The organism is Bacteroides gallinaceum, from assembly GCF_030373775.1.
Classification (GTDB): domain Bacteria; phylum Bacteroidota; class Bacteroidia; order Bacteroidales; family Bacteroidaceae; genus Phocaeicola; species Phocaeicola excrementipullorum.
Genome location: NZ_JAUDEN010000049.1, coordinates 1 through 13,810 on the forward strand (window position 1 = coordinate 1; position 13,810 = coordinate 13,810).

5 protein-coding genes and 1 pseudogene are annotated in these 13,810 nt (G+C 51.0%); all 6 read left to right on the forward strand.

Annotation, left to right across the window (positions count from 1 at the left end):
- Positions 1–341: 341 nt before the first annotated feature.
- Positions 342–1,901 carry a Gfo/Idh/MocA family protein gene (locus tag QUW60_RS14595; protein ID WP_258338807.1) on the forward strand — a complete coding sequence of 520 codons (1,560 nt, stop codon included), beginning with the start codon at positions 342–344 and terminating at the stop codon, positions 1,899–1,901.
- Positions 1,902–2,062: 161 nt separating this feature from the next.
- Positions 2,063–3,652: a glycoside hydrolase family 43 protein gene (locus QUW60_RS14600; RefSeq protein ID WP_258338806.1), complete on the forward strand. Its 1,590-nt coding sequence runs from the start codon at positions 2,063–2,065 to the stop codon at positions 3,650–3,652.
- A gap of 47 nt (positions 3,653–3,699) precedes the next feature.
- Entirely contained in the window at positions 3,700–5,919 is a 2,220-nt protein-coding gene (locus tag QUW60_RS14605) for a glycoside hydrolase family 3 C-terminal domain-containing protein (protein WP_289561403.1), read from the forward strand.
- A 211-nt stretch (positions 5,920–6,130) separates the two neighbouring features.
- Positions 6,131–8,730, forward strand: a pseudogene (locus QUW60_RS14610) (glycoside hydrolase family 3 N-terminal domain-containing protein).
- A gap of 318 nt (positions 8,731–9,048) precedes the next feature.
- Positions 9,049–11,370, forward strand: a complete 2,322-nt coding sequence (locus QUW60_RS14615) for a glycoside hydrolase family 3 N-terminal domain-containing protein (RefSeq protein ID WP_289561404.1) — start codon at positions 9,049–9,051, stop codon at positions 11,368–11,370.
- A gap of 52 nt (positions 11,371–11,422) precedes the next feature.
- Positions 11,423–13,810: glycoside hydrolase family 95 protein (locus QUW60_RS14620; protein ID WP_289561406.1), on the forward strand; the 2,388-nt coding region annotated here is incomplete at its 3' end.

Here is a 13,810-nt window from a genome sequence, read left to right on the forward strand (position 1 = left end):
AAGATTCCGCCCAGGTTCTGCAAAGGACAGTCCAAAGGCGATCCGCAACCGTCTGCCGGAAAAACGGGAAACAAAAGGGCCGGAAACCGGAAAGGAACTGCGGAACGACGGAAAAAACAACCCCCGTTCCATAAAAATCTTTATCTCTAACCTGAAGATATAAATTTTCAGCCTAAAGATACATATCTCTAACCTAAAAATACGTATCTTTAACCTGGAGATGAATCTTTCCGGATCCTCCATCAGGTTTCCTTCCGGCAGCCGGCGGATATTCACCGGCAGCCGGACTGCTGACTTGCATAACCACTTTTTTTATTATTCATATAAAATGTATTTTTAAAATGAAAAAGCTGAAGTATTTATCGTTGAGCTTGTGCCTGCTGACAGGTCTGACAGCCTGCACGGCACAGCAGGATTCCGCCGTGCAGACAGGCGCGCAGGGAACCGAATGGCGTTGGGACAAAGGGACAATTGTAGTAGAAACTCCCGAACGCCCTGCCGGACAAAAAAGTGTAATCGGACTGACTGTACCCAAGATGGAAGTGGTCCGTGTGGGTTTTGTCGGACTGGGCATGCGCGGTCCGGGAGCGGTGGAACGCTTTACCCACATCCCCGGCACACAGATCATGGCTCTGTGCGACTATGAAAAAGAACGTGCCGAACGCTGCCAGAAGTACCTGAAGGCGGCTTCTCTGCCCAAGGCTGACATCTATTACGGCGAGAAAGGATACGAAGAGCTTTGCCAGCGCGAAGACATCGACCTCGTGTATATCGCCGCCGACTGGCTGCATCACTTCCCCATCGCGAAATACGCCATGGAACATGGCAAGAACGTGGCTATCGAAGTACCCTCGGCCATGAACCTGTCGCAGTGCTGGGAACTGGTCAATTTGAGTGAAACCACCCGCAAGCACTGCATGATTCTGGAAAACTGCTGCTACGACTGGTTTGAAATGAACACGCTGAACATGGCGCAAAACGGCGTATTCGGAGAGATTCTCCGCGCACAGGGTGCCTACATCCACAATCTCGACCAGTTCTGGGACTACTACTGGAAGAACGGAAAGGATGACAAGCTGGGCTGGCGTCTGGACTATAACATGCGCCACCGCGGCGATGTGTACGCCACTCACGGACTCGGCCCTGTGGCACAGGCGCTGAACATCCACCGCGGCGACCGCATGAAGACGCTGGTAGCCATGGACACCAAGTCAGTTGTCGGCAAAGCGCTGGTAGAAGAGCGCACAGACTCTACTTGCAGCAACTTCCGCAACGGTGACCATACCACCACCCTGATCCGCACGGAAAACGGCAAGGTTATTGAAATACAGCACGACGTAATGACTCCGCAGCCCTACAACCGCCTGTATCAATTGACAGGTACCAAAGGCTTCGCCAACAAGTATCCGGTGGAAGGCTATGCGCTGGATGCCAGCCAGCTCTCGGCTTCGGGCGTACAGCCCAAAGTGGACGACCTGAGCGCCCACGGCTTCCTGCCTGCAGACGAATCAAAGGCGCTTGTAGAGAAATACCAGCACCCCATTCTGAAGAAATACGGCGAAATGGCTAAGGAAGTGGGCGGTCACGGAGGCATGGACTTCATCATGGACAGCCGTCTGGTATATTGCCTGCAAAACGGTTTGCCGCTCGACATGGACGTTTACGACCTTGCCGAATGGTGCTGTCTGGCCGAACTGGGAGAACTCTCGATGGACAACGGATGCGCTCCCGTAGCGTTCCCCGACTTTACACGCGGTGAATGGAACGTGGTGAAAGGCTACAAACATGCCTATGCATCTCCCGAAGCTGAACAGGAAAGCATGGAAAAGGCCAAGGCTTTCACTGCCAAGCTGAAAGAGCAGGGCGCAAAGGAATGGGCCGAAGAAGACAAGTCTAAGTAAGGCTCCACACGCAGAGATACGGAGGCGCAGAGAAAAATGAATTCCTGCGGCTCCGTATTTTTTGTGTATATCTGGACAATCTCTCTAAATATTATTCCGTTTCAATTTGAAAATTATTCTCAAAACAGACCTATAATAAAAACAGATTAACGTACAAAGCCATGAATCACACAAAACTCTATTATTTTATCTTCAGCTGCTTCTTTGCCGTTTTTCAAATCAAAGCTCAATTGCATACAGTATGGACACCGGACAACGGCGACGGAACTTTCACAAACCCCATTCTTTGGGGCGACTGGGCAGATCCGGATGTAATGCGTGTTGGTGACACTTTCTACATGGTATCTACCAGCATGCAATATGTCCCCGGCTGCCCGATACTGAAATCAAAGGATCTTGTGAACTGGGAAATGGCAGGTTATGCCGTAGAACGCTACAACGAAGACCCCCGTTACGACATGAAAGGAGGCACACTGTACATGAACGGCTCATGGGCTGCAACAATCCGACATCACAACGGAAAATTTTACGTAGGTTTCTGCACACCGAACGGCTGGGGAAGAGAAAAGGGAAACTTCTCCATCTGCATTGCCGACAAACCGGAAGGTCCATGGGAACGCACCATCTTTCCGGAATACATGTATGATCCGGGATTGCTGTTTGATGATGACGGAAAAGTTTATGTAGTACACGGACAAGGCACGCTTTACGTAACCGAACTGAATGCTGATGCCAAATCAGTAAAAGGAAAGCCTGTCAAAATATGGGAAAAAAGGTTCAAGAATGCACACGAGTTTGGCGGAGGATTTGGAATGGAGGGTAGCCATGCCTATAAAATAAACGGCAAATATTACATCACCTGTCCCGCCGGCGGCAGTCACGGATGGCAAATCTGCCTGCGGTCAGACAATATTTACGGACCCTACGAGCATAAACTGATTATGAATGACGACCACACCTACCCTCAGAACGGGTTTCATCAGGGAGGGATGGTGCAGCTGAAAAACGGTGACTGGTGGTTCATCATCATGCAAGACAGGGGCGGAATAGGCCGGGTGCCCAACCTCGTTCCGGTAACCTGGACAGACGGATGGCCCATGCTGGGCGACAACGGACGGGATGTAATTACCTATAAGAAACCGGATACTGGCAAGAAAAGCCCGATCAAAGTTCCCGCCACATCGGATGAATTTAACAAGAAAACACTTGGGCTGCAATGGCAATGGAATCACAACCCGGAAAACAGCATGTGGAGCCTGACGGAACGCAAAGGTTTCATGCGATTGAAAGCGATGCGTGCAGATTCGCTGCTAAATGCCCGCAACACACTTACACAAAGGGTTCAAGGACCGTCCTCTACTGGAACTGTGGTTATGGATGTACGAGGGATGAAAGACGGCAATATCGCCGGATTCGGAATTTGGGAAATGCCATACGCCTATGTCGGAATACACCAGAACAAAGGAAAACGTAGTATTGTGATGTGCAATCACGGGCAAATTATAGAAGAAATAGAAAACTTTACCGGCGAACGGATCTGGATTAGAGCGCGAGCAACCGACCGGAATTTTAAAGCCAATCTCTATTATAGCCTGGATGGAGAATCTTACCACCTCATAGGCAATGACCTCTATATGAAAAACGGGCTGCGATGGACGGGCAACCGCTTTGCTTTATTCAATTACAGCACAACAGAGGAAGGTATTGGAGGATATGTAGACTTCGACTGGTTTCATTTTATCGGCAAATGAAAAGACAGGCACATAAATTATTTCAACCTTAAGAAACAAAACATACCATGAACAGAACTATTTGCATGCGGCTCCTCCTGTGCGGACTCATGGGAGCGGCAACGCATTTCTCACATGCACAGGACACACTGCCCTACCTCAATACCGGACTGCCTCTGAACGTGCGTATCGACGACCTGGTGTCGCGCATGACGCTGGAGGAAAAGATTTCCCAAATGACTCATACCTCCAAAGGCATACCGCACCTCGGCATACCCGACTACAACTGGTGGAATGAATGCCTGCACGGAGTGGCCCGCTCCACGGAAAAGGTGACCGTATTTCCCCAGCCCATCGGACTGGCGGCCACATTCAATCCGGAAGAGCTGTTCAAGTCGGCCGGAATGATTGCTGATGAAGGCAGGGCCGTCTACAACGCTTCCGTAAAGAAAGGAAATACCCTCCAGCGGTACACCGGACTGACATTCTGGACACCGAACGTAAACATCTTCCGGGATCCCCGGTGGGGACGCGGACACGAAACCTACGGTGAAGACCCTTACCTGACCTCTGAAATGGGCATCGCCATGGTTAAAGGACTGCAGGGAGATGACCCCCGCTACCTGAAAGTGTCGGCCTGCGCCAAACACTTCGCCGTGCACAGCGGACCGGAACCGCAGCGGCACACGTTCAATGCGACGGCCAGCGAGCACGACCTGTACGAAACGTATCTGCCTGCATTCTACCGTCTGGTAAAAGAAGCGAAAGTTTCTGGCGTAATGTGCGCATACAACCGCTTCAACGGACAGCCCTGCTGCGGAAGCAACCTGTTTCTGCGGAAAGTACTGCTGCACGACTGGCAATTCGACGGATATGTCACTTCAGACTGCTGGGCAATCACAGACTTTCTCTACGGGCACAAGACACATCCGGATTCCATTTCGGCCTCAGCCGATGCCGTACTGCACGGAACGGATCTGGAATGCGGAGATGTATACCGCTCCTTGGGAAAGGCTGTAGAAGCCGGACTGATCACCGAAGACCAGATAGACATCTCTCTGAGAAAACTGCTGAAGATACGGTTTCGCCTGGGCATGTTCGACCCTCCCAGCCAAGTGCCTTACGCCAACATTCCGCAAAGCGTGCTGGAATGCCGTCCGCACCAGGAGCAGGCACTGAAGATAGCACGGCAGTCTATGGTGCTGCTGAAAAACGACAGAAACCTGCTGCCCCTGTCGCACAAATACAGAAAAATAGCGCTGATAGGGCCGAACGCCTACAATGAAACAACCCAGCTCGGAAACTACAATGGCATACCCAGCAACAACGTGACGCTGCTGGAAGCCTTGCAGCAGGAAAAAGGCATCGAAGTTGTATACGACGCGGTATCGGACTTCACCAGACTGAATAAAGATGCCGACCTTGAACATCTTGCCGACCGCTACAAGGATGTAGACCTGATTATCTATGCCGGAGGAATCTCTCCCCTGCTGGAAGGTGAAGAGGGAGATGCAGGAGGAGCGGAAGGGTTTATTGGAGGCGACCGGACCACCATCCAGCTGCCTGCCGTACAGACTGAAGTGATGAAACGGCTGAGCCGGCTGAACAAGCCGATGGTATTTGTCTGCATGTCGGGCAGTGCCATCGCCTGCAACTGGGAATCGGAAAACATACCGGCCATCATCCAGGCATGGTATGGCGGACAGGCTGCCGGAATGGCTCTGGCTGACATTCTGTTCGGACGCTACAATCCGTCGGGAAAACTGCCTGTGACCTTCTACCGTTCCGACGCCGACCTTCCGCCATTCGAAGATTACTCCATGTCCAACCGCACCTACCGTTATTTCAAAGGCGACGTGCTGTATCCGTTCGGCTACGGACTAAGCTACACTTCTTTCAAATACAGCAAGCTGCAATGCCCTCAGGAAATGCAGATAGGCGACAGCCTGACCGTAAGTGTGGAAGTGAAAAACACGGGCAAGCGTACGGGCGAAGACGTGGTGCAACTTTATCTGTCACACAAAGCCATTGCTCCGGAAGCTCCGATTTGCCAGCTGGTACGCTTCCAGAAAGTGGCCTTGCAGCCGGGCGAACAGAAAACAGTAGTCTTCAAACTCTCGACGCACGACCTGGCTTACGTAGACGATTGCGGAAATACCAATACCGCTCCGGGAACAGTCACCGTATATGCCGGCAATGTCTGCCCGAGCGCTCCCGAACGGTTCACATCCCGCATCTTGTCCAGCCCAGTTAAGCTGAAGGGAGAAACCAAATGCTTCTTCTACTGATATAAACCAAGGGTGCAGAAGCACAAAGACGCAGGGAGCATACGGATGAAAATCCGGTGCTTCCCGCTGCGGCTTTGCGCCCTTGCGTCCGACCCATAGAAAACGGCAATTACCTGCAAAGCCGGCGCATCATTCAAATTTGCATACATGCCATGCATTTCAGTCTGGTCCGGCGGCACAGAACAACCAACCTAAGAAAAAAATACCAAATATGAAAAAAACGTATCCCATACTCCGATTAGCATTAGCTGCATTCATTTCGACAGCCCCGATACTGTCTTACGCACAGCCCACACCTATATATAAAGATCCGTCACAGCCGATAGAAGCGAGAGTGCAGGATCTGCTGGGCCGCATGACCATAGAAGAAAAAACGGCCCAACTGCGCCACATACACGAAGGAAGCATCCTGAACGATGACCGTACCTTAAATCTGGACAAAATGAAAAACATCATCGGCACGCTAGGATGGGGAGCCGTTGAAGGGCTGACCTTAACCGGAACAGAAATGGCCCGATACACCCGCCAGATCCAGCAATACTGCATCGAGAACACCCGGCTGGGAATCCCGATCTTCACCGTTTCCGAGTCGCTTCATGGAGCCGTACAGGACGGAGCCACCATCTTCCCGCAAGCTGTGGCATTAGGCTGCACATTCAACCCCGGCCTGGCCTACCAGATGACAAAGGCCATCTCGGGAGAACTGAAGGCTATGGGAGTGAATCAAGTGTTATCTCCCGTCATTGATGTGATACACGAACTGCGCTGGGGACGCGTTGAAGAGAGTTTCGGAGAAGATCCGTTCCTGGTATCCCAGATGGGAGTGCATGAAATCAACGGATACATCGACGGCGGCATTTCACCCATGCTGAAAGTGCTTGGCCCTCATGGCATCCCCACTTCCGGACTGAACTTGGCTTCCACCGAGGCCGGCGAAAGAGATTTAAGAGAGTTTTACCTGAAACCATACGAGGTGGCCGTAAAAAGGACGGGGGTGAACGCTGTAATGACGGCCTACAATTCGACCAACCGGATTCCGAACACGGCATCGAAATGGCTGCTGACTGATTTGCTGCGCACCGAATGGGGGTTTAAAGGATATACTTATTCAGACTGGGGAGCTGTATCTATGCTGTACAGTTTTCACAAAGTGGCGGCTGATGCTGAAGAGGCTGCCAAGATGGCATTGGAAGCCGGCACCGACCTGGAAGCGTCCAGCGACTGTTATGCCCGCATACCAGAGATGGTACGCTCGGGCAAACTGGATATAAAATATGTAGACCAGGCCTGTTCAAGGGTTCTTTATGCGAAGTTCAAGGCCGGATTATTTGAAAATCCGTATGGGCTTCCCCTTGAAGAATACGATGCAAAAGTGCATACCGAAGAACACATCGCGTTGTCACGCAGAATATCGGAAGAAAGTGTGGTGCTGGCAAAGAACGACAACAACCTGCTGCCGCTCGACATAAACAGCCTGAGATCTATTGCAGTCATCGGTCCCAATGCCAATCAGGTACAGTTCGGCGACTATACCTGGAGCCGTGACAACAAAGACGGAATTACGCCCTTGCAAGGAATACGCAATCTTGCAGGAAACAGACTGGATGTTCATTATGCAGCAGGATGCGATCTGGTTTCTGACAACAGGTCGGGATTTGCAGAGGCGGTGGCCGCCGCAAAAAAATCGGATGTCGTGCTGTTGTTCATGGGATCTGCAGCGCCTCTTTGGCACGCGACTACAGCAATTGCACTTGCGGTGAAGGCTATGACCTGACAGATTTAAATCTGACCGGCGTTCAAGGTGACCTGATAAAGGAGATCTATGCAACCGGCAAGCCTGTGGTTTTAATAATGGCAACCGGACGCCCATTCTCCATCGCTTGGGAGAAAGAGCATATTCCTGCAATCCTGTTCCAATGGTACGGAGGCGAAAGAGAAGGTGAAGTAATTGCCGACATCCTGTTCGGCAAAGTAAATCCATCGGGCAGCTTCTGCTATTCCATCCTCCAAAGCGTGGGACACTTGCCTGTACACTACAACCGCCTGCCCTCCGACAAAGGATTTTATCGCTCGCCGGGACGCATCAACAGACCGGGACGTGACTATGTATTTTCTGATCCTGAACCTTTGTGGGCATTCGGACACGGTTTAAGCTACTCTCATTTTGAATACGGTGACGTACGCTTCAACAAAAACACCTATAGCCTGACCGACACCGTACACATTCGGGTGAATGTGAAAAATACGAGTGCCATTGAGGGAAAGTCAACGGTGCAGGTGTATGTCAGGGATCTGGTAAGCAGCGTGGTCATGCCGGCAAAACAGTTGAAAGGCTTCGCCAAAGTTACGGTGCCTGCCAGCGGAAACGCTACAGCAGAAATCGCCGTTCCGGTGGACGAGCTGGGACTGTATGACAAAAACATGCAGTATGCGGTAGAGCCCGGGGATTTTGAATTTATGATCGGAACTGCTTCCGACAACATTTTCTTCAAGAAAACGCTCCATGTAGGCGAAAAGCAGGACAAGATGGAAAAGAAAGCTCTGCCACAGGCCGAAGTGACTCCGACAGCAAAGGGCAAGAGCATGACAGTCAGGGGAATCGTGAGGGACGTGCAGGCGAAAGCACTGGACAATGTGCAGGTTAGTGTGAAGGGAGAGAAAGGAAGTGTATCGACCAACGAAAAAGGAGAATACACTATTCGGGCGACTTCTGCCGGCACGTTGGTTTTCAATAAAAAAGGATACGAAACAAAAGAACTGGAAGTGAAGGCGCAGAATACGCTGAATGTCACATTGTCGAACAAATTCTAAAGCATAGAAAACAATACTTTTATTTTATTTATCGGATTTTTTCCAACTAAAGACATGAAACTACCAGGAACAAATTTCACGCTGTTCATAGCATGCAGCATATTATGCTCCTGCTCTACAAATAGCACAAAAGAGAAAGCATACGGAATATGCACACCGGAGGAAGACTCTCTGTTCTTTGCACGGAACAAGGGCCTGCTGACAGCAACATGGAACCGACCATCGAGTTTTCTACAGAGTCCGGAACACTTTACGAAATCTGCAAAAGATAAAGACATATATTAACATATCAATAACCTTATAATGAGAAACCAAACAATGAAAAAGAGCAAATGGCCGCTGCTTATCATTGCAGCAAGCATGCTGTACGGCTGCACCGGCAACGGTGAACCGGATACCTCAGTGTATATGGACGCCGCGCAACCTACAGAAAAACGGGTGGAAGCATTGCTTTCGCAAATGACCTTGGAAGAGAAAATAGGTCAGATGGACATGGTGCCCGTCTGGGACAAAGAGAAAATAAAGGAGCTGGGACAGTTGGACTATGGAGCCTGGATAGGCGAAGGCAAACCGGACGTGATGAACGAAATACAGCAACTGTCTGAACAGACGCGGCTGAAGATACCTTATCTGATAGGCGTGGACGCCGCGCACGGCTACGGGGTCTTGTCAGGGAAAACGGTTTTTCCGTCCGCAATCAGTATGGCTGCAACCTTCAACCGCGACTTGGTGAAAGCGATGTACGCGGCATCGGCTTCTGAAATCCGTTCAACCGGAAATCAATGGACATTCGCACCCTGCGTGGACATCGTGCATGATGCCCGCTGGGGACGGACCGGAGAAACGTATGGAGAAGACCCTTATCTGGCCAGCGAGATGGTGCGTTGTGCCGTGTCCGGTCTGCAAGACTGGGAAAACCCGCAGGATCGTGTAGCGGTCAGCGTAAAACACCTGCTGGGCGGAGGAGCTTCCGTAGGAGGATGTAACCACGCTTCGGCCAAATTGTCTGAGCGGGAGGTGCGCTCCTACTTCCTGCCTCCTTTCCAAGCCGCTGTCGAAGCTGGCTGCATGACCATCATGCCGGGGCACAACGACGTGGACGGCATTCCGGCTCACAGCTCAAAATGGCTGCTGACGGATGTAGTGAAAGATGAACTGGGAGTCGACGGATTTTATATCAGCGATATGGGCGACGTGGAAAACCTGATGAAAATCCACCATGTAGCAGCCGACCAGAAAGATGCCGTAAGACAAGCTTTCGATGCCGGACTGGACATGCACATGTATTATGGAGGGGACAGCACCCGACTGATGCGTCCCTGGCTGGAAGAACTGGTGAAAGAAGGAAAAATACCCGAACAGCGGATAGACGATGCGGTGCGCCGTATATTGCGTGTCAAATTTGAACTGGGGCTTTTTGAGAACCGCTATGCAGACCCGGCCAAAGAGGTCTGTGCACCAGAAGATCATCGGACACTGGCTTTGGAGGGAGCAAGAGAAAACATCGTACTGCTGAAAAACGAAGGCAATCTCCTGCCACTTGACATGAAAAAATACAGACGGATTCTGGTGACCGGGCCCAATGCTGACAACCAGGCTATTTTGGGTGACTGGGCAAACCCTCAGCCGGAAGAAATGGTGACTACCATTTTGGAGGGAGTATGCCAGGAAACAGAAGGAAAGGCCGAAGTGATTTACAGCAACAGCGGACGCATCCGTGGAAAAGCATCTAAGGACAAAACAGATACGACCGACCCGGTAACACAAGCGCGCATACTGGAAGAAGGCGGCGAGATTTCAGACTACAGCATCGCTGACGCTGTCCGAAAAGCACGCACCTGTGACCTGGCCGTCATAGCGGTGGGAGGATACGGCTTGCGCTCTGACTGGGGACTCCGCACATACGGAGAATCCGCTGACAGACCGTCCGTTGATTTCTACGGACGGCAGGAAGAACTGATACAGGCTGTCAGCCGTACCGGAATCCCGACAGTGGTTGTCATTGTCAATGGGAAACCGCTGAACAACGAATGGACTACCCGTCATGTTCCGGCCATTGTGGATGCCTGGGAACCGGGCATGTATGGCGGACAGGCCGTGGCCGAAGTGCTGTTCGGCAAGGTTAATCCGTCAGGCAAGCTGCCCGTCACCATACCTCAGCATGCCGGACAAATTCCAATGTACTATTATCAGAACGACACCCGCTATACCACCGGCTATGGCTTGGGTTCTTCGCGTGCCGACGACCGCCCGGCTTATTGCTTCGGACATGGATTAAGCTATACGAACTTTGAATACTCGGATCTGAAGATGGATACGCTGGTAACCGCCGGACAGGATGTGAAGATTTCCTTCCGCGTGAAAAATACCGGAGAAAGGGAAGGCAAAGAAGTGCCGATGCTCTTCATCGGCGATGAAGTGTCAAGCATAGTCACTCCCATAGCCATGCTGAAAGGATTTGATAAGATTGCTCTGCAACCTGGAGAAGAAAAAAACATAACTTTCACCGTACCTTACAACCAACTAGGCTTGTGGAATGCAGAAATGAAGTATGTGGTAGAGCCTGGAAAGTTTTCGGTAAAAATAGGCCGCTCTTACCAGGATATCCGTTTGAAAGGAACTTTCTCTGTCGTGTCCTGACCCATTGACGCAGATAAAACGATACAGAATGAATATACCTGAAAAAATAAGCATGAAAAATCAGTTCATCACATCAAAAAGCCGCTGCCGCCTGAAACTGGCAGTGACTCTGGGAGCAATGCTGGCTGTATTGCCTGTTGCAAGCGCCAAAAATCCGGACCACGTACTTTGGTATGACCATCCGGCCTCCAAATGGACAGAAGCTCTTCCTGTAGGAAACGGACGGATGGGAGCCATGATTTACGGTGGAATAAAATCGGAGAATATCCAACTGAATGAAGAAAGCCTGTGGGGCGGTATGCCTGTAGAAAGCAATGCAGACGCTTCTTCTACCCTGCCCGAAATCCAACGCCTCCTGCTGGAAGGGCAGATCGACAAGGCCAAAGAACTTTCTGAAAGAAGCCTGAAAAGCAATCCCATGCGCATCCGGCCTTATCAGACGTTCGGCAATCTGCTTCTTGACTTTTGGGGACCTCACACTCCATCGGTCAAAGGCAGTAGCTATCGCCGTGAACTGGATATGGAAAACGGATTGGCATGTGTGTCTTACCGCATCGGAAACGTTACATATACACGCGAACTCTTTGTTTCTGCTCCGGACGATGTACTGGCCTTGCGCATCAGGGCCGACCAGCCGGGAGCACTGACTTTCCGCCTGCAATATACCCGGCAGCAGGATGCCACAGCATACCCGCTGGATAAAAACACCCTGGCTATCGAAGGGCAAGTGTTTGACCTGCCGGAAGAAGACATGTGTGCTCCCGGACTGCACGAACGCTTTGCCGGACTGGTTCGGGGCAAACACAAAGGAGGGAAAATGACAGTACGTTCAAATGCCTTTTACGTGGAAGGGGCAGATGAAACCGTGTTCTATTTCACCGCCGCTACCGACTACAACTTCAGCAAACTGGATTTTGACTCATCCATCGATCCGATGCAGCGCTGCAAGGATTTGCTGGAAGCTATAGACGAAAAATGTTATGACACCATCCGCAAACGGCATATGGAAGAGCATGCCTCGCTTTTCAACCGCGTGTCTTTCCATCTGGGAGAAGCCCCAGACTTACCCATCGACCAACGACTGGCACGGGTAAAAAAAGGTGAAACGGATCTGCCGCTTATTGTCACCTATTTCCAATACGGACGTTACCTGCTGATGAACTCTTCACGCAGTCCGGGAATCTTGCCTGCCAATCTGCAAGGCATCTGGAACCAGGACATTTACCCAGTCTGGAGTTCGGACTTCCATACCAACATCAACATACAGATGAATTATTGGCCGGCGGAAGTATGCAATCTGCCGGAAACGGTACTGCCGTTCTCCCGTTTTATCAATGCGTTGAGGAAGCCAGGCCGTGTCACCGCCCGAAAAACCTTCAACTCAAAAGGATGGACCCTGAACCACCTGACCGACCCTTACGGACACACGTCCATCAGTGACGGAGTGGGTTGGGGAACTTTCCCCATAGCAGGCGCATGGCTGGCTCTGCATCTATGGGAACACTACCGCTTTACGGAAGACAAGAAGTATCTGTGTGAAGAGGCTTATCCCTGCATGGCTGAGGCTGCCGAGTTCCTGCTCCATTTCCTGGTGAAAGACAAAAAAGGACATTGGGTGACTGCTCCTTCCAACTCGCCGGAGAATCATTATCGGCTGAACGGGAAGAATTATAATCTGACCTATGGCGCGACAATGGACATCGAAATCATCCATGAACTGTTTGATGCCTGCCTTGAAGCGGGAAGAATCGTACCAAGCGACATGTCCTTCAACCGCCGGCTGGAAGCAGTCAGAAAACAACTTCCTCCCATCCGGATAAGCACCCGTTACGGAACAATCCAGGAATGGATAGAGGACTATGAAGAAGCAGAGCCCGGACACCGCCACATCTCGCATCTGTTCGGACTATATCCCGGCACGCAAATCACTCCAACGAACAAACAGTTGTTCGAAGCCGCCCGGAAAACCATTGAACGTCGCCGATACTACAATGAAAACGAAGCGAACCGCAACGGATCATACACCGGATGGAGCCGTGCCTGGATGATCAACTTCTATGCGCGTCTGCTGGACGGTGAAGAAGCCGGAAAGAATGTAAATCTCCTGCTCCAGAAGAACACAGCGGACAACCTGTTTAACCTGCATCCGCCTTTCCAGATAGACGGAAACTTTGGAGGTACAGCCGGCATTGCAGAAATGCTGATCCAAAGCCACCTGAAAGAAATACAGTTGCTTCCGGCCTTACCGCCCCAATGGAAAGACGGAGAAGTGAAAGGACTGTGTGCACGGCCGGGAATTGAAACAGATATGGTCTGGAAGGAAGGGACCTTACGTTCTGCCACTTTCCGATCAAAGACAGACCGCAAAGTGACGATAAGTTACAAAGGCCATAAAAAGACAATCCGCTTAAAAGCCGGGGAAAACAAACAGATTATTTTT

Excerpts from the sequence above, each read along its gene's own strand:
- QUW60_RS14615 (WP_289561404.1), top strand. The coding sequence starts at position 9,049 with ATGAAAAAGAGCAAATGGCCGCTGCTTATCATTGCAGCAAGCATGCTG.
- QUW60_RS14600 (WP_258338806.1), top strand. The coding sequence starts at position 2,063 with ATGAATCACACAAAACTCTATTATTTTATCTTCAGCTGCTTCTTTGCC.
- QUW60_RS14605 (WP_289561403.1), top strand. The coding sequence starts at position 3,700 with ATGAACAGAACTATTTGCATGCGGCTCCTCCTGTGCGGACTCATGGGA.
- QUW60_RS14595 (WP_258338807.1), top strand. The coding sequence starts at position 342 with ATGAAAAAGCTGAAGTATTTATCGTTGAGCTTGTGCCTGCTGACAGGT.